Annotated in this window: 16 protein-coding genes; 1 reads left to right on the plus strand and 15 read right to left on the minus strand. The window is 70.7% G+C overall.

The window, feature by feature from the left end; all coding sequences use genetic code 11:
- Window positions 1–53 precede the first annotated feature (53 nt).
- From pyrF to efp, 9 genes are all read right to left on the minus strand, one after another.
- Window positions 54–1010: an orotidine-5'-phosphate decarboxylase gene (pyrF, locus tag VJN29_RS09960; RefSeq protein ID WP_324143472.1), complete on the minus strand. Its 957-nt coding sequence runs from the start codon at window positions 1008–1010 to the stop codon at window positions 54–56.
- Entirely contained in the window at window positions 1007–4393 is a 3387-nt protein-coding gene (carB, locus tag VJN29_RS09965; RefSeq protein WP_324143473.1) for a carbamoyl-phosphate synthase large subunit, read from the minus strand. Before carB ends, pyrF begins: the two co-directional genes overlap by 4 nt.
- Complete coding sequence (gene carA, locus VJN29_RS09970; protein ID WP_324143516.1) at window positions 4393–5682, minus strand: glutamine-hydrolyzing carbamoyl-phosphate synthase small subunit; 1290 nt, start codon at window positions 5680–5682, stop codon at window positions 4393–4395. Before carA ends, carB begins: the two co-directional genes overlap by 1 nt.
- A gap of 2 nt (window positions 5683–5684) precedes the next feature.
- Window positions 5685–6992 (minus strand): dihydroorotase, encoded by a 1308-nt coding sequence (locus VJN29_RS09975; RefSeq protein ID WP_324143474.1) that lies wholly within the window; start codon window positions 6990–6992, stop codon window positions 5685–5687.
- On the minus strand, window positions 6989–7990 hold the full coding sequence (locus VJN29_RS09980) for an aspartate carbamoyltransferase catalytic subunit (protein ID WP_324143475.1): 1002 nt from the start codon (window positions 7988–7990) through the stop codon (window positions 6989–6991). The genes VJN29_RS09975 and VJN29_RS09980 overlap by 4 nt, the downstream gene beginning before the upstream one ends.
- Window positions 7987–8577 (minus strand): bifunctional pyr operon transcriptional regulator/uracil phosphoribosyltransferase PyrR, encoded by a 591-nt coding sequence (pyrR, locus tag VJN29_RS09985; protein WP_324143476.1) that lies wholly within the window; start codon window positions 8575–8577, stop codon window positions 7987–7989. Before pyrR ends, VJN29_RS09980 begins: the two co-directional genes overlap by 4 nt.
- A gap of 114 nt (window positions 8578–8691) precedes the next feature.
- Window positions 8692–9147, minus strand: a complete 456-nt coding sequence (locus VJN29_RS09990) for a flavodoxin family protein (protein ID WP_324143477.1) — start codon at window positions 9145–9147, stop codon at window positions 8692–8694.
- A gap of 328 nt (window positions 9148–9475) precedes the next feature.
- Window positions 9476–9898: a transcription antitermination factor NusB gene (nusB, locus tag VJN29_RS09995; protein ID WP_324143478.1), complete on the minus strand. Its 423-nt coding sequence runs from the start codon at window positions 9896–9898 to the stop codon at window positions 9476–9478.
- A 5-nt stretch (window positions 9899–9903) separates the two neighbouring features.
- The gene (efp, locus tag VJN29_RS10000) at window positions 9904–10467 is read right to left on the minus strand and encodes an elongation factor P (RefSeq protein ID WP_324143479.1); all 564 of its coding nucleotides are present in this window, start codon (window positions 10465–10467) and stop codon (window positions 9904–9906) included.
- A gap of 233 nt (window positions 10468–10700) precedes the next feature.
- Here efp and VJN29_RS10005 point away from each other — a divergent pair, with 233 nt between their 5' ends.
- The gene (locus VJN29_RS10005; protein ID WP_324143480.1) at window positions 10701–12734 is read left to right on the plus strand and encodes an AAA family ATPase; all 2034 of its coding nucleotides are present in this window, start codon (window positions 10701–10703) and stop codon (window positions 12732–12734) included.
- 25 nt (window positions 12735–12759) lie between these two features.
- Here VJN29_RS10005 and VJN29_RS10010 read toward each other — a convergent pair whose 3' ends face one another.
- The 6 genes from VJN29_RS10010 to VJN29_RS10035 form a co-directional block, all read right to left on the minus strand.
- A complete protein-coding gene (locus VJN29_RS10010) occupies window positions 12760–13620 on the minus strand; it encodes an intradiol ring-cleavage dioxygenase (protein ID WP_324143481.1) in 861 nt (286 codons plus the stop codon).
- Window positions 13621–13736: 116 nt separating this feature from the next.
- Window positions 13737–14174 carry a type II 3-dehydroquinate dehydratase gene (gene aroQ, locus VJN29_RS10015; protein WP_324143482.1) on the minus strand — a complete coding sequence of 146 codons (438 nt, stop codon included), beginning with the start codon at window positions 14172–14174 and terminating at the stop codon, window positions 13737–13739.
- A gap of 124 nt (window positions 14175–14298) precedes the next feature.
- Window positions 14299–15315, minus strand: a complete 1017-nt coding sequence (aroB, locus tag VJN29_RS10020; RefSeq protein ID WP_414654339.1) for a 3-dehydroquinate synthase — start codon at window positions 15313–15315, stop codon at window positions 14299–14301.
- 77 nt (window positions 15316–15392) lie between these two features.
- Complete coding sequence (locus tag VJN29_RS10025) at window positions 15393–15920, minus strand: shikimate kinase (RefSeq protein WP_324143484.1); 528 nt, start codon at window positions 15918–15920, stop codon at window positions 15393–15395.
- Complete coding sequence (gene aroC / locus VJN29_RS10030) at window positions 15914–17134, minus strand: chorismate synthase (protein WP_324143485.1); 1221 nt, start codon at window positions 17132–17134, stop codon at window positions 15914–15916. The genes VJN29_RS10025 and aroC overlap by 7 nt, the downstream gene beginning before the upstream one ends.
- A gap of 60 nt (window positions 17135–17194) precedes the next feature.
- Entirely contained in the window at window positions 17195–17770 is a 576-nt protein-coding gene (locus tag VJN29_RS10035) for an NADPH-dependent FMN reductase (RefSeq protein ID WP_324143486.1), read from the minus strand.
- Window positions 17771–17848: the final 78 nt, after the last annotated feature.

Genomic DNA, 17848 nt, shown 5'->3' on the forward strand with positions numbered 1-17848 from the left:
TCGCTGGGCGGGCGCGGTGTCTCGCCGATTCGATGACTGGGTCTGCGCCGAACCTAGCGACCTTGCCCGCGCTCGTGCAACGCGGCACCCTCCACTGAGGCCGGGCCCGATGGGCGTGCTTGGAGCGCAACGCGACCCAGCGCCGCGGGTCGGTCGACCCACCCCCTGAGCTCCTCGATGCTGCGCTGCAGCCGGTCGACGAGTCGGTGCGGTTGCGGACCGGCCGCCAGGAGGGCCCGGCTGGAGGCGGCGAGGACCTGGCTCCGGGCCGGTCCGAACGTGTGCTCGAGTGCGACGACGTCGCCTCCCTGGGCGCCGAAGCCGGGTGCGAGGATCGGCGTCGCAGCGGCGCGCAGGTCGAGTGCGAGGTCCTTGACCGCGCTGCCGACGGTGGCCCCGACGACGAGGCCGACGTGTCCCAGCTGTCCGCTGGACCGGGCGTCCTCGTTGTCCGCGGCGGCGCCCCTGACGATTGAGCCGGCCACCGACTCGTCGTGGCGCTGCGCGTGCTGCACGACCGAGCCCTCGGGGTTCGACGTGAGGGCCAGCACGAAGACCCCCCGCCCGGTCCGGCGCGCGAGGTCGATCGCGGGGCGCAGCGACTCGTAGCCGAGGTACGGGCTCACCGTGAGCGCGTCGGCAGGCGCGGCTGCCTCGGTCCCGAGGTACGCCTCGGCGTAGGCGGTCATCGTGGAGCCGATGTCGCCTCGCTTGGCGTCGAGGATGGTGAGGGTGTCGGCCTCCCGCAGCTCGGTGAGGACCCGCTCGAGGACGGCCACGCCCCGGCTGCCGAAGACCTCGAAGAAGGCCGACTGCGGCTTGACCGCTGCGACCCGTCCCGCGAAGGCCTCCACGCAGGTCAGGGCGAACCGTTCCAGTCCTGCGACGTCATACGTCAGGCCCCACCCCTCCACCAGTGAGCGGTGCGGGTCGATTCCGGCGCAGAGCGGTCCGGCCGCTGTCATGGCGGCGGCGAGCCGGGTCCCGAACGCGGTTGGTGTGGGTGTCATGCGGACACCTCGACCGCATCAGGGGAGGCAGGCGTGACACCGAGGAGGTTGAGGTCACGGGCGTGGTCCTGGAGGGACTTGACCCGGATCTCCTCGGTGAGGTGGGACTCGATGCCGAGGACGGCCGCCGCGAGCGTGGCGATGGTCGTGATGATCGGCAGGTCCGCGCTCGTCGTGGCGGCGCGGATCGCATACCCGTCCGCCCTGGCGTCCTGTCCCGAGGGTGTGTTGACGACCATCTGGACCGTGCCGCCCTGGATGAGCTCGACGATCGACTTCTCGCCCGCGTGCTCCCCCGTTCGCTCCGTCAGCTTGCGCACGAGGGTTGCCTCGATGCCGTTGCGCTTGAGCACCGCCGCGGTGCCCGCCGTCGCGAGGATGGTGAAGCCGAGGTCGACGAGCCGCTTGACGGGGAAGAGCATCGCTCGCTTGTCCCGGTTGGCGACCGAGACGAAGATCGCTCCGGTGCGGGGCAGCCCACCGCCGATTGCCAGCTGGGCCTTGGAGAAGGCGGCGCCGAAGTCACGGTCGATCCCCATGACCTCGCCGGTCGAACGCATCTCCGGCCCCAGCACGGAGTCGACCGCGAGTCCCTCCGGGGTCCGGAACCGCTTGAACGGCAGGACCGCCTCCTTGCATGAGATCGGTGCGTGGTCGGGCAGCGACCCGCCGTCCCCTGAGCGCGGGAGGAGTCCTTCCTCACGCAGCTCGCGGATCGTCGCACCGAGCATGACCCGCGATGCGGCCCGGGCCAGCGGGACGCCGGTCGCCTTGGACACGAACGGCACCGTCCGGGAGGCGCGCGGGTTGGCCTCGATGACGTAGAGGATGTCCTGCGCCAGGGCGAACTGGACGTTCATCAGGCCCCGGACGCCGATGCCTTCGGCGAGCTTCCGGGTCGCCACCCGGACGCGCTCCAGCTCGGCGTCGCCCAGGGTCGCGGGGGGAAGGGTGCAGGCGCTGTCGCCCGAGTGGACTCCCGCCTCCTCGACGTGCTCCATGATGCCGCCGAGGTAGAGGTCCGCACCGTCGAAGAGCGCGTCGACGTCGATCTCGATCGCGTCGTCGAGGAAGCGGTCGACGAGGATCGGGTGCTCGGGGGACGCCTCGGTGGCCTTCTCGACGTAGGTGACGAGCGAGTCGTCGTCGTAGACGATGACCATGCCTCGGCCGCCCAGCACGTAGGACGGCCGCACGAGCACGGGATAGCCGATCTCGCGGGCCACGGTCAGCGCCTCGTCCGGGCTGAGGGCCGTGCCGTGCTTCGGAGCGACCAGTCCGGCGCGGGCGAGCACCTGGCCGAAGGCGCCGCGGTCCTCAGCGAGGTGGATCGCCTCGGGTGAGGTCCCCACGATGGGCACGCCCTCGTCGGCCAGGGCCCGGGCGAGCCCGAGCGGGGTCTGGCCACCGAGCTGGACGATGACCCCGGCGATGGGCCCGGCCTCGGTCTCCGCGTGGATCACCTCGAGGACGTCCTCGAGCGTCAGCGGCTCGAAGTACAGCCGGCTGCTCGTGTCGTAGTCGGTGGACACCGTCTCGGGGTTGCAGTTGACCATGACCGTGTCGTAGCCCGACTCCCGCAGTGCGAAGGAGGCGTGGACGCAGGAGTAGTCGAACTCGACGCCCTGACCGATGCGGTTCGGTCCGGATCCGAGGATGATCACGGCGGGCCGCTCGCGTGGAGCGACCTCGGTCTCCTCGTCGTAGGACGAGTAGTGGTACGGCGTCAGAGCGGCGAACTCGGCGGCACAGGTGTCGACGGTCTTGTAGACGGGTCGCACGCCGAGGGCGTGGCGCACCCCCCGCACGACGGCCTCGGGCATGCCGCGCAGCGCGGCCACCTGCGCGTCGCTGAAGCCGTGTCGCTTGACCAGGCGAAGCAGGTCCGCGGTCAGCGTGGGCGCCGCGGCCAGGTGGTCGGCGACCTCGTTGAGCAGCTCGATCTGGTCGAGGAACCACGGGTCGATGCCGGTCGCCTCGTGCACCTGCGCGACGGTGCACCCGCCACGGAGTGCCTGCTGGACCAGGACGATCCGCCCGTCGGTTGGGACCTCGGCCTCCCGGAGGATCCGCGCCGCCCCGGCAGGAGTGACCTCACCGGACCAGTGGAAGGTGGCGTCCTTCTTCTCGAGCGAGCGCAGGGCCTTCTGCAGCGCCTCGGTGAAGTTGCGACCGATGGCCATGGCCTCCCCGACTGACTTCATCGTCGTCGTCAGTGTCGGGTCGGCCGCCGGGAACTTCTCGAAGGCGAAGCGAGGCACCTTGACGACGATGTAGTCGAGCGTGGGTTCAAAGGCTGCGGGATACCAGTGCTCGCCGCGCACGGCGCCGTCCGGGGCGTCCACGGGTGTCCCCGCGTGTGTCGTGATGTCGTTGGGCACCTCGTCGAGCGTGTAGCCGACGGCCATCTTCGCCGCGATCTTTGCGATCGGGAACCCGGTTGCCTTCGAGGCGAGGGCGCTCGAGCGAGACACACGTGGGTTCATCTCGATGACGATGACCCGGCCGTTCTCCGGGTTGACCGCGAACTGGATGTTGCAGCCGCCCGTGTCGACGCCCACCTCGCGGATGACGGCGATGCCGATGTCACGCAGGCGCTGGTACTCGCGGTCGGTGAGCGTCAGCGCGGGCGCGACGGTGATCGAGTCCCCCGTGTGCACGCCCATCGGGTCGAGGTTCTCGATGGAACAGACCACCACAACGTTGTCCCGGTGGTCTCGCATGACCTCGAGCTCGTACTCCTTCCAGCCGATGATCGACTCCTCGAGGAGCACCTCGGTCACGGGTGAGTACTGCAGGCCGGCGCCGGCGATCCGGTGCAGGTCCGCCTCGTCGTAGGCGAAGCCGGAGCCAAGGCCACCCATGGTGAAGGACGGCCTGACGACGACTGGGTACGTCAGCTCCGCTGCCGCAGCGAGGCACTCGTCCATCGTGTGGCAGATGATCGAACGGGCCGACTCGGCGCCGCAGCGCTCGACGACGCCCTTGAACTTCTCCCGATCCTCGCCGAGCTGGATCGCCTCGACGTTCGCGCCGATGAGAGGGCAGTTGTACTTCTCGAGGACCCCGTTCTCGTGGAGGGCGATGGCGCAGTTGAGTGCGGTCTGGCCCCCCAGGGTCGCGAGCACGGCGTCGGGCCGTTCCTTGGCGATGATCGCCTCGACCACCTCGGGCGTGATCGGCTCGACGTAGGTGGCGTCCGCGAACTCCGGGTCGGTCATGATCGTCGCCGGGTTGCTGTTGACGAGGACGACCCGGATGCCCTCGTCGCGCAGCACCCGGCAGGCCTGTGTGCCGGAGTAGTCGAACTCGACCGCCTGGCCGATGACGATCGGTCCCGAGCCGATGACCAGGACGCTCCTGATGTCGTCGCGCCTGGGCATCAGAGTGCCTCCTCGATCTGCTCGTCCCTGTGGGGGGTGTGTCCCTCGGTCATCCGGTCGTCGGTCGCGCTCGTCGGGGCTCCGGGCCTCGCTCGTTCCTCGCTCGTGTCCTCACCCTCTCCTCGCCGCTCCATCAGCTCGATGAACCGGTCGAACAGGTAGGCGGCATCGTGCGGCCCCGCGGCTGCCTCCGGGTGGTACTGGACCGAGTAGGCGGGGGTGTCGAGGCACTCGAGCCCCTCCACCACATCGTCGTTGAGGCAGACGTGGGACACCCGGGCCCTCCCGTGGGGCGTCACGGTCACGTCGTCGAGTGGTGCGTCGACCGCGAAGCCGTGGTTGTGTGCCGTGACCTCGACCTTGCCGGTCGCCCGGTCCAGGACCGGCTGGTTGATGCCTCGGTGTCCGTACTTGAGCTTGTAGGTCCCGAAGCCGAGGGCGCGCCCGAGCAGCTGGTTGCCGAAGCAGATGCCGAAGAAGGGGACTCGTGCGTCGAGGACCTGGCCCAGCAGCGCGATCTCCGACTCGGCGGTCGCCGGGTCGCCTGGTCCGTTCGAGAAGAACACGCCGTCCGGGCCGCGCTCCCCCACCGCCTGGACCTCCTCGAAAGAGGACGTCGCAGGCAGGACGTGCACCTCGATCCCGCGTTCGGACATCAGCTGGGGAGTCATCGCCTTGATGCCGAGGTCGAGCGCCGCCACCGTGAATCGCCTCTCGCCCTTGGCGGGGACGACGTACGGCTCGGTGGTGGTCACCTCCTCGGCGAGGGCGGAACCGGCCATCACGGGGGCCGCGAGCACCACGTCGATCAGCTCCGACTCCGGACGCGCGGCCGACGAGCCGCTGAAGATGCCCACACGCATGGACCCGCGCTCGCGCAGGTGCCGGGTGAGGGCCCGCGTGTCGACCTCGCAGATGCCGACGACGCCCTGGTCGCGCAGCTCGTCCTCGAGCTCCCGCGTCGCCCGCCAGCTCGACGAGCGGAGGGCCGGGTCCCGCACGACGTAGCCGGCCGCCCAGATCCGGTGCGACTCGCCGTCCTCGTCGTTGACCCCGGTGTTGCCGACGTGCGGTGCCGTCATGACGATGACCTGCCGGTGGTAGCTGGGGTCGGTCAGCGTCTCCTGGTAGCCGGTCATACCGGTCGAGAAGACGGCCTCGCCAAGGGTGTCGCCGACCGCCCCGTAGGCCAGGCCGCGAAAGGCCCGCCCGTCCTCGAGGACGAGCACTGCAGGCTCACGAACGAGCCTGGCTGGACCGGCGAGCCCGATCCGGCTGGGAGGGTTCACGGTCACGAGGCGCTCTCCATCAGGGTCTGGTCGGTGCTGTGGGTGACCGTCCCGCGGTGGATGGTCGAGTGCACGGCACCGCGGAAGGTGCGCCCGTGCCAGGGGTTGTTGCGCGAGCGGCTCCGGCTGGCAGCCGCATCGATGGTGACCTCGCGGTCCGGGTCGACCAGGGTCAGGTTCGCCGGCGATCCGGCCTCGAGCGGCCGCCCCTGCCCGGTGAGGCGGCCGATCCGGGCCGGCGCCGTCGACATGATCCGCGCGACGGCGGCCCAGTCGAGCAGGCCCGGGCGGACCAGTACCTCGCTCACGACGTTGAGCGCCGTCTCCAGCCCGAGCATCCCGAAAGCGGCGTCGGCGAAGGCATGCTCCTTGTCGTGCCTGGCGTGGGGGGCGTGGTCGGTCGCGACGACGTCGATCGTGCCGTCGACCAGTCCGGCCCGGAGGGCCTCGACGTCCTCCGTCGGGCGAAGGGGCGGGTTGACCTTGTAGACCGGGTCGTAGCCGACGAGCAGGTCCGTCGTGAGGGCCAGGTGATGTGGCGTCACCTCTGCCGTGACGTCGATCCCCTGCGCCTTGGCCCAGCGGATCACCTCCAGCGTGCCCGCCGTCGAGACGTGGGCGACGTGCAGTCGTGACCCGGTGTGGCGGGCGAGCATGACGTCGCGGGCGACGATGGACTCCTCCGCGATGCCCGGCCATCCGGGTAGTCCGAGCCGTCCGGACAGCTCGCCCTCGTGGCAGCACGCCGACGAGTCGGCGAGGCGGGCATCCTGCGAGTGCTGCGAGATGACGCCGCCGAAGGGCTTGATGTACTCCAGCGCGCGGCGCATGACGCGGGCGTCCTGGACGCACCGCCCGTCGTCTGAGAAGACCCGCACCCGCGCCCGGGACCTCGCCATGAGACCGAGCTCCGCGAGCTCGGCACCCTCGAGTCCCTTGGTGACGGCACCGACGGGCACGACCTCGACGAGACCACAGGCCCGGCCCAGGTCGAGCACCCGCTCCGCCGCCTCGCCCGTGTCGGTCACCGGGCTCGTGTTGGCCATCGCGAAGACGGCGGTGAAGCCTCCTGCTGCAGCGGCGGCCGATCCGGTCGCAATGGTCTCGGCGTCCTCCCGGCCCGGCTCACGCAGGTGCACGTGGAGGTCGACGAGGCCGGGGAGCGCGACGAGGCCGTCCGCGTCGATGACCTCGACACCGGCGCCGGCGGAGCCCAGCGACCCGACCTCGCGGATCACTCCGTCCTCGAGCAGCAGGTCCGCTCCGTCGCCGCCCAGGATGCGGGCTCCCCGGACGAGCAGACGGGTCATCGGAGGGCTCCCTCGGCTGTGGCGGACATGGCTCGCACCGGGGTCGAGGGCGCCTCGTCGCTGCCGGCCAACAGGTGGTAGAGGACGGCCATGCGCACCGCGACGCCCGCGGAGACCTGGTCGAGGACGACGGACTGCGCGCTGTCCGCTGCCTCGGGCGCGATCTCGAGGCCGCGGTTCATCGGTCCGGGGTGCAGGACCAGGACGTCGGGGTTGCGTGACACGAGCCGGTGGAGCCGCTCCCTCGTCAGCCCGTATCCCACGGTGTACTCGCGCGGCGTCGGGAAGTAGCCACCGGTCATCCGCTCGCGCTGGACCCGCAGCATCATCACGGCATCGACCTGGTCGTCGCCCTCGAGCACCGCGTCAAGATCCCATGAGGTGCCGAAGCCGTCACGCTCGCTCCACCCCGTGATCCCGCTCGGCATGAGCGTCGGTGGCGCCACGACCGTGACCCTCGCCCCCAGGGTCTTCAGGGTGATGACGTTGCTGCGAAAGACGCGCGAGTGGGTGAGGTCGCCAACGATGACGACGTGCCTGCCGTCAAGGGCTCCCACGCGTGACCGGAGGGTGTAGGCGTCGAGCAGCGCCTGCGTCGGGTGCTCGTGCATGCCGTCCCCGGCGTTGATGACCGAGCAGCGCACCCACTGCGCGACCTGGTGGCAGGCCCCGGAGGCGTTGTGCCGGATCACGAGCGCGTCAACCGCCATCGCGTCGATCGTCATGGCCGTGTCCCGCAGGCTCTCGCCCTTGGAGGTCGAGGAGCCCTTGGCCGACAGGTTGATGGTGTCGGCCGACATCCACTTTCCGGCGATCTCGAACGAGGACCGCGTCCGAGTCGAGTCCTCGAAGAAGAAGTTGATCACGGTCCGCCCGCGCAGGGTCGGCACCTTCTTGACCTCACGGCGCTGGAGGTCGTGCATCGACTCGGCCGTTGCGAGGATGTCCTCGACCTCGGAGCGCGTGAGGTCCGCGGATGAGATCAGGTGCCGGGTCATCGGCCCTCACCGCCGCTGATGCGCACGATGTCCAGGCCGTCGATCTCGACCACGCGGACGTGGACGCGCTCGTTGCGGGAGGTCGGCAGGTTCTTGCCGACGTGGTCGGCGCGGATCGGCAGCTCACGATGACCGCGGTCGACGAGAACGGCCAGGCGCACCGCTCGCGGCCGCCCCAGCTCGGACAGCGCGTCGAGGGCCGCCCGGATCGTCCGCCCCGAGTAGAGCACGTCGTCGACGAGGACCACGACCTTGTCGTCGATGCCCTCGTCCGGAATGCGCGAGCGGTGCGCGGCACGCACCGGCTGCCGGCGCAGGTCGTCGCGGTGGAGCGTGATGTCGAGCTCGCCGACGGGGATGTCGATCCCCTCCACGGCCGAGATCGCGGCACCCAGCCGATGCGCGAGCGGCACACCGCGGGATGGGATGCCGAGGAGGACGAGATCCGAGGCACCCTTGTTGCGCTCGAGGATCTCGTGACCGATGCGCCGCAGCGCCCGGGAGATCTCATCCGCGCTGAGGACGTCTCTGGCGTCCTCGGGGGTGGTCGAGCTGGGGGCCGGTGCACTCAGGTCAGGGCAGGTCACAGCCGCTGGACCTCCTTCCCCGCCTCACGGGACGGTGGTTAAAGGATGTCTTCCGCGGGCGAGTCTAGCGCGCTCCGCGACGCCGGCCCGCACGCGTCCACCGCGTGGCGCACCTCACGTCATGAGCGTCGCGGCGAGGGTGCCGCCGAGCTCGAACGCCCCCTCCCGAACCTGCTTGTCCACCGGCCCGATGACGAGCAGGGGCGCGGCGGCCCGTACCCACCCCAGCGCGCCGACGATCGACTCGATCGCGCGGCTGGCGCCCTCGGTGTCGTTGTTGCCGTGCACCCAGTAGCCGTAGGGCATTCCGTGCTTCGCCTCGAGGGTGGGGTAGTAGACGGTGTCGAAGAAGTGCTTCAGCGCGCCGCTCATGTAGCCGATGTTGGCGGGCGTCCCGAGCAGCACCCCGTCGGCGCCGAGCAGGTCGCTCGCGGTGGCAGACAACGCCGGATGGACCTCGACCTCGACGTTCTCGATCCCGTCCGCGCGGGTGCCGGCCAGCACCGCCTCGAGCACCTCCTGGGTCGCCGGGGACGGGGTGTGGTGGACGACGAGCAGACGCGCGGTCACCCCGCCAACCTAGACCGCGCCGCACGTCCGCCGTGGGTGGGTCGTCGGGGCTCCGTCCGCGGATCGCGACGGCGAGGGTGCCCGGGGTGACCTGTCAGAGGTGCTCGGCGGACATCGATGCCGTATGCCGCTGGGCCCGCTCCCGGCCCGACGCTCCCTCGCGCTGCTCCCGCCAGTCCAGGGACCGTGATTCGCGGGCGTCGCGTCGAACCCGCGTGCCGAGGGCGCGGTATGTCGCGCCTCTGGCACGCGCGCTCCTGAGCCACGCCGCTGGGAGGTCGGGTTCGCGCGGGGCGAGCTGAGCGGCATACGGCCCGATGGAGGCGACTCAGACGATGGTTGCCTTCACCTCGGACAGCCGGGCGAGCAGGCCGTTGACGAAGGTCGGCGACTCGTCCGTCGACAGCTCGGTCGCGAGCGCGACCGCCTCCGAGATCGCGACTGCGTCGGGGATGTCGTCGTTGAAGAGCACCTCCCAGGCGCCGATCCGCAGGATCGCCCGGTCGACGGCGGGCATCCGCTCGATCGTCCAGCCCTGGCTGTAGTCGGTGAGCGCGGCGTTGATGTCGCCCCACTTCCCGACGACCCCCCGCACCAGCTCGGCGGTGTAGGGGTTGTTGCCCGCGCGGGACCCCGAGATCGCGGCGTCGGCGAGCCGCTCCTCGAGCAGTGCCTCCGCGTTGAGTCCGCGCTGGTCCGCCTCGAAGAGGATGTCGAGGGCGCGGGACCGGGCTTTCGTGCGTGCAGCCAAGGCGATCAGTCGTTGACGCGGCCGAGGTACGACCCGTCTCGGGTGTCGACCTTGACCTTGGTGCCGGTCTCGAGGAAGAGCGGGACCTGGATCTGGGCGCCCGTCTCGAGCGTGGCCGGCTTGGTGCCACCGGTGGAGCGGTCGCCCTGCAGGCCCGGCTCCGTGAAGGTGATCTCGAGGACGACCGACGCCGGCAGCTCGACGTAGAGCGGGGTGCCCTCGTGCGTGGCGACGATGGCGTTCTGGTTCTCCAGCATGTAGTTCGAGGCGCTGCCCACGGTCGACTCGGGCACGTGGATCTGGTCGTACGTGTCCGTGTCCATGAAGACGAAGTCGGTGCCGTCCTTGTAGAGGTACTGCATGGTCCGCTTGTCGACGTTGCTCGTCTCGACCTTGACGCCTGCGTTGAAGGTCTTGTCAACGGTCTTGCCGGACACGACGTTCTTCAGCTTGGTGCGCACGAACGCGGGTCCCTTGCCCGGCTTGACGTGCTGGAACTCGACGACGGACCAGAGCTGTCCGTCGAGGTTGAGCACCAGGCCGTTCTTCAGGTCGTTGGTCGTTGCCATCAGTGAGTGGTCGCTTTCGTATGCCGCTGGGCTCGCTCACGCGCGCGCCTGCTCGCGGGTGCCCACGGACGTGGGCGGAGTTGGCTGAGGAGTTGCCGCGCAAGTGTAGCCGCGCGGCTGGACGATCGAGCAATCGCGCGTGCGCGGGCCGGGCTCCGGCGGGTAGGCTGTCCGGCTCCGCTCCCCCACCCGCCAATCCGCCGTCACCGCTCGTCTGGAGGAAGGCCCGCTCCGTGCCGTCGCTCGACGCCGAACTCGCAGACGAGCAGGCGCATCTGGAGCGAGCCCGCGCCGAGCTGGCCAGGATGCGCGAGGCGGCCGAGTCGCTCGACGCGTCCAAGGCGAGTGATGCCGTCTCCGGCGAGGTGCTGGGCTGGGTGCTGGCGCGGCGCATCGCCTCGCTCCAGGACGACCCGGAGACGACGCTCTTCTTCGGCCGCATCGACACTCGCCCGCGCGGAGGCCCGGCCGAGGACTTCCACATCGGTCGCCGGCACGTCACCGACGCGACAGGCGACCCGCTCGTCGTCGACTGGCGGGCGCCGATCTCGACCGGCTTCTACCGCGCTTCGAGCGCGGAGCCGATGGACGTCGTGCGACGACGACGGTTCGGCGTCCATGCTGGACGACTCACGGCAATCGAGGACGAGTGGCTCCTGGGCGACGAGGTCTCCCGTGATGGGCGCAGTGCCCTGCTGGCAGCCGAGATCGAGCGCCCCCGCACCGGGCCGATGCGCGACATCGTCTCGACGATCCAACCGGAACAGGACGAGATCGTCCGTGGCGACGTCGCGACCACGATCTGCGTCCAAGGAGCGCCGGGCACGGGCAAGACGGCCGTGGGCCTGCACCGCGCCGCCTGGCTGCTCTACTCGTTCCGTCAGCGGCTGGACCGCTCAGGCGTTCTCGTGGTCGGACCCAACCGTGCCTTCCTCGATCACGTCGGGGCCGTCCTGCCCTCCCTCGGCGAGGTCCGGGTTGCCCATGCCACGATGGAGACCCTCGTCGCCCACGCCCCCGCGCGCGCCGAGGATCCCGTGGAGGTCGGGAGGCTCAAGGGCGATGGGCGCCTGGCGGAGGTGCTCTCCCGGGCGGTCTGGTCCCACGTCAGGCCCGCGAGCGAGCCCCTCATCGTCCCGCGCGGGGTGCGCAAGTGGCGGGTGCCCGCCTCCGAGGTCCAGGACGTCCTGGACGAGCTCAAGGCGCGCGACCTCCGCTACGAGGCCGCGCGGGGCCACCTGCTGCAACGGCTGGCCCATCACGTGCTCCTGTCCATGGAGGCCTCAGGAGAGGCCCCGGACGACCGGGTCCAGGACGCCGTGGCCCGGTCGTCGGCGGTCAAGCGCTATGCCGCCTCGGTCTGGCCGGCCCTCGATCCCGCCGCCGTGCTGCACTCGCTCTTCTCGGACGCCGCGGCGCTCGCTGCGGCGTCCGCGGACATCCTGACGCCCGAGGAGCAGCGGCTGCTGGTGTGGGACAGGCCAGCCCGCACCAAGGGGGCGGCGAGGTGGTCGCGGGCTGACCTCGTCCTCCTGGACGAGCTGTCCGACCTCCTCTCGCGCACGCCGAGCCTGGGCCACGTGATCCTCGACGAGGCCCAGGACCTGTCCCCCATGCAGCTGCGCGCGGTGGGTCGCCGGTGCTCGACGGGATCGGCGACGGTGCTCGGTGACCTTGCGCAGGGCACGACGCCGTGGGCAACGGCGTCCTGGGCCGAGGCGATGGCGCACCTGGGCAAGCCGGACCACGACCTGGTCGAGCTCGACCGCGGCTTCCGTGTGCCGGGACTCGTCATCGACTACGCCGCCCGGCTGCTGCCCCACATCTCCGAAGGGCTCACTCCCCCGACGTCGGTCCGCGACAACCAGGGCAGGCTCACCGTTTCCCGGGTCGTCGAGGGCGGCGTTGGCGCACGCCTGGCCGGGATCCTGGCCGAACGGGTGGACGAGCCCGGATCGACCGGAGTCATCGCCGCGGACGACCACCTCGACCGACTCGGCGCAGCCCTCGACGAACGCGGTCTTGCCCACGGCCGGCTCGACGTCGACCACGGAGACGACGCGGACCACCCGGTCCAGCTGGTTCCCGCGACGGTGGCCAAGGGCCTCGAGTTCGATCGAGTCGTCGTGGTCGAGCCGGCCGCGATCGCAGCGGCCGAACCGGACGAGCGGACCGGCCTGCGTCGCCTCTATGTCGTGCTCACGCGTGCCGTGTCGGAGCTCACGGTGCTTCACTCCGAGCCCCTCCCCGAAGCGCTGACCCCGTGAGCCCCTGCGTCTCCGGCGTCCGCGGTCAGACGCCGATGGTCAGGTGTGCCGTCCACCCCTGGTCGTTGTCGCCCGACATCGTCGCGAGCTGATGGCGTGCGCCGTCGTCACGGAAGACGTTGTCGGTCGCGAGCGAGAGCCCGTTCAGGTTGCGGAGACTCGCGTCGTAGCCGTTCGTGCCGTAGACCGCCTCGCAGGCCGCCTGGGGAAACGCGAGCTGCGAGGTCTTGACGATCGGACCGCTCGACGTCGCATCCGCCACTCGCTCATAGACCTCGAAGTGCACGTGCGGCCACCGGCCCGGGTAGCAGCCCGGATAGACGGAGCCGAAGGTCACCGTCCCCGTGGCATCGGTCTCCTGGACGCCGCGAAGGTAGTTCTCCTCCTCGAAGCCGCTGGAGTACATCGAGTAGTTGCCGTCCCGGTCGCAGTGCCACACGTAGACCGCCGCGCCGACCAGAGCCTGGCTCGCCTCCGCGTCCTTCACCGTGATCCGGATCGTCAACGGGACACCCTCCGCCACCTGCGACGAGGTGCCGAAGCTGCCGCGGATGTCCGAGCGCACGATGCCCGAGTCGTCGAGAACGTCCTGGCCGTTCGAGCCGTCTCCGGGGAACGGTCCCGCGGTCTCGTCCGGCACCTCGACGAGGTCCCCACCACCGGACGCCGAAGTGGGTCCACTCGTCGCGGCCGCCCTGGTGGAAGTCGTGCCCGGGGTCGTGGCGCCCGCGCCCGACGAGGGGTCGGCTGACGTGCATGCCGCGAGCGCGCCCGCCAGGCCCAGGCCGCCCATCAGGGTCATGGCCCGTCGGCGGTCGAGCAGCGTGGCCAGGTCGAAGGCGAGCCCCCGGTCATCCGCGTGGTCCTGCTCGTCGAACGCGTCCATCGCGGCCCTCCTTCCCGGGGCGTCAGGTGGTGGTCGGCCCCGCTCTGTCCAGCAGCCTGGGTGCAGTATCGGTGTACGTCATGAGGCTCGCCTGTGCGGTCCGTGTGGTCCTCGGCTCACACGAGGGCCCGCAGCCCGAGCAGGTAGGACTGGAGGCCGAACCCGGCGATCGTACCCGTCGCGACGGGAGCGACGACCGACTGGTGCCGGAACCCCTCGCGCGCAGCGGGATTGGACAGATGGACCTCGACGAGCGACCGTCCGCTCGTGGTCACGATGGCGCACGCGTCCCGGACGGCATACGAGTAGTGCGTGAACGCTCCCGGGTTGAGCACCACATCCGCGCGCTCGTCGACCGCCTCGTGGAGCCAGTCGATGAGCTCTCCCTCGTGGTTGGTCTGGCGGCAGTCGGCGATGAGACCGAGGTCCCGTGCCTCCCGCTGGACGGCGGCGTGGATGTCGTCGAGGGTGTCGGACCCGTAGACGTCCGGCTCGCGCGAGCCGAGCCGGTTGAGGTTGGGTCCCGAGAGGACGAAGACCGTGGGTGCCGTCATGGCGGGAGTCTAGAAGCAGATGCCATGTGCCGCTGTGCTGGCTGACCGCAACGACCAATCGAGTGAACGGGTTCCGGGAAGGACGACCCCCAGAGCTGTGCACTCGATCGTGCGGAGGTGTGGGTCAGGCGTGCGTTACGAGGCGGTAGGCCTCGCGGAGCAGGTCATCAGGAGGACCGACGAGCCGGGTGGGCCGTGCCAGGCCGTCGAGGACGACGAAGCGCAACACCGAGCCGCGTGACTTCTTGTCCCGCCGCATGGCCGTCAGGAGGGCGTCCCACCGGTCGCCCCGATAGGTCGTCGGCAGGCCGACGGACTCGAGGACCGTCCGGTGCCGCGCCACCAGCCCATCGCCCTCCGGGCCGGAGAGGTGGCCGGAGAGCCGGGCGAGCTCGGCGGCGTACACCATGCCGACGCTGATGGCCTCCCCGTGGCGCCACGTGTAGTCCTCGACCTGCTCGATGGCGTGACCGAAGGTGTGGCCGTAGTTGAGGACCTCCCGGAGCGAGCTCTCCCTGAGGTCGACCGCCACCACGTCCGCCTTGACCTGGACGGCTCGCTCGATGAGCTCGCGGAGACGCGGGCTGTCCGCTCGTCGAGCGCCAGTCGGGTCCGCCGCCACCAGCTCGAGGACCACCGGGTCGGCGATGAAGCCGCACTTGACGACCTCCGCCAGTCCGCCGGCGAAGTCGGCCTCGGGCAGGGTCGCCAGGACCTCGGTGTCGCACAGCACGCCAGCCGGTGGATGGAACGCGCCGACGAGGTTCTTGCCCTCGGCCGTGTTGATGCCCGTCTTGCCGCCGACCGCAGCATCGACCATGCCGAGCAGGGTGGTCGGGACCTGAACGACCCGGACACCTCGCAGCCACGTCGCCCCGACGAAGCCCGCGAGGTCGGTGACCGTTCCCCCACCGAGGCCGACGATCGCGTCGCTCCTCGTGAAGCCCGCTCGCCCGAGCCGGCCCCAGAGAGAGTCGGCGACCGAGGACGTCTTCGCGGACTCGGCGTCGGGCACCTCGGCGAGCTCAACGGCATACCCCTTGTCGGTGAGCGCGTCGGCCACCTTCCCCGCCAAGCCGGCCAGCGTCGGTGGATGGACGACGAGCACGCGCTCGACGCCCGGGCGCAGCAGGTCCGGCATGCGGCCGATGACGCCCGAGCCGATGACGACGTCGTAGTCGTCACCGACCCGGATCACGGTCGGTTGCGCCGGGCGGGTCACGCCTCCACGCCTTCGAGCAGACCGGCGATCTCCTCAGCGATCTGCTCGGGATCACGACCCGCCGTGTCGACGCGGTGGGTCGCGACTCGCTCATAGGTCGCGCGGCGGGCGTTCATCATGGCGACCCACGACGCCCGCGGGTTGACGGTGAGCAGAGGACGCGAGCGGTCGAAGCCGATGCGCTTGCTCGCGTCGGCGATGGCGACGTCGAGGAAGACGACGACGTGGCCGACCAGGGCTGCCTCCGTCTGCGGGTCCATCACGGCTCCGCCCCCCAAGGCGACCACACCCCGCTCTTCCATGAGCGCCCGCGCCACCTCTGCCCGCTCGAGATTGCGGAAGGCCGGCTCGCCGTCGTCGACGAAGATGTCCGAGATCGACTTGCCAGCGGCTTCCTCGATCGCCGTGTCGGTGTCGTGCAGAGGCGCGCCGAGCCGAGCCGACAGCACCCGGCCAACGGTGGTCTTGCCCGAGCCAGGCGGCCCGACGAGGACGACGGCCGGACGGTTGGACGCCGTCACCATGTGCGCAGGCTCTCGGGGATCGCCGTGAGGTATGCGTCGTGGTTGCGGGCCGTCTCCGTGACCGAGTCGCCGCCGAACTTCTCGACGCAGGCCTCCGCGAGGACCAGGGCCACCATCGCCTCGGCGACGACCCCAGCAGCCGGGACGGCGCAGACGTCGGAACGCTGATGGATGGCCGTGGCAGCCTCGCCCGTCGCGATGTCGACCGTCGCGAGCGCCCGAGGGACGGTGCTGATCGGCTTCATCGCGGCGCGTACCCGGAGCGGCTCGCCCGTCGACATGCCCCCCTCGGTGCCGCCGGCTCGACCGGTGCGCCTGCTGATGACCCCGTCGATCAGGTCGATCTCGTCGTGAGCCTGCGAGCCTCGGCGGCGCGCCGTCTCGAAGCCGTCGCCGATCTCGACGCCCTTGATGGCCTGGATGCTCATCAGGGCAGCCGCCAGGCGGGCGTCCAGCTTGCGGTCCCAGTGGACGTGGGAGCCCAGGCCGGGCGGAAGGCCATAGGCGAGCACCTCGACGACACCGCCCAACGTGTCGCCGTCCTTGCGGGCCGCGTCGACCTCGGCCACCATCGCCGCGGATGCATCGGCCTCGAGGGCGCGGACCGGGTCGGCGTCGAGGCGTTCGACGTCGTCCGGGGTCGGCAACGTCGCACCGGTCAGGTCTGCGGCGGTCCCGATGGACGCGGTGTGCGACACGAGCCGGATGCCGTAGGCCTGCTCGAGGAACCTGGCCGCCACCTCCCCGAGGGCGACTCTGGCCGCCGTCTCACGCGCGGAAGCCCGCTCGAGGACCGGCCGCGCGTCGGTGTGGCCGTACTTCTGCATGCCGACGAGGTCGGCGTGACCGGGCCGCGGCCGCGTCAACGGCTTGTTGCGCGCGAGCTCCTTCTCGGCGTTGACGTCGTCGGCGGCGGCGAGGGCCTCGGCGCTCACGGGCTCCGGGCTCATGACCGTCGTCCACTTGGGCCACTCACTGTTGCCGATGCGGATGGCGATGGGTGAACCGAGCGAGACGCCGTGACGCAGGCCGCCCAGGAACTCCACCTCGTCCTGCTCGAACTTCATCCGCGCGCCGCGACCATAGCCGAGTCGCCGGCGCGCGAGCGCGTCCTGCACGTTCTTGGCGGTCACCTGGACACCCGCCGGCAATCCCTCGAGCACGGCCACGAGGGCGGGGCCGTGCGACTCACCGGCAGTCAGCCATCGCAGCATGGGACGATCCTCCCACGCGTGTCAGGGGCGCCCGGTGGGGCGCCCGCCAACCGGGATGGCTCAGAGCTCGTCGGGCGGCAGGACGGTGAGGACGCGCGCGATGAACTCGTGGAACTCCTGCATGTACATGCGCAGGAAGGACTCCAGCTCCGGGTTCCTGATCTCCCCGTCCTCGCCGTAGTCCTCCGGCTTGAAGTGGATGTAGGCCTCGACCGCGTTCATGAGCGGGCTGTTGCAGAAGGCCATGACCTGCTTGAGGCTCTGCTGGCCGACCGCCGTCCCGATGGCGCCCATCGAGGCCCCGATGACGGCTGACGGCTTCCGGGAGAAGGAGTTCTGGCCCCAGGGCCGGCTCGCCCAGTCGATCGCGTTCTTCAGGGCGCCCGGGATGGACCGGTTGTACTCCGGTGAGACGAACAGGACCGCATCGACGGCGGCGATGGCCTCCTTGAGGGCGCGACCCTCGGGCGGGTAGTCGGCGTCGTAGTCGTAGCTGTAGAGCGGGAGGTTGCCGATGGGAATCTCGGTGAACTCCATGTGCGGCGGAGCGACCCGGAGCAGCGCCTTCGACAGCGTGCGGTTGATGGAGCCCTTGGCGAGGCTGCCGACGAAGTAGCCGACCTTCTGCGTGGTCATGCTGTGAACCCCTCTCCTCGGCGGGACGCGTAACGGGACACACGTACCCCGTACTGCGGTGGCCACCGCGTCGGCTGA

The sequence above is a fragment of the Intrasporangium sp. genome (genome assembly GCF_035280925.1).
Classification (GTDB): domain Bacteria; phylum Actinomycetota; class Actinomycetes; order Actinomycetales; family Dermatophilaceae; genus Intrasporangium.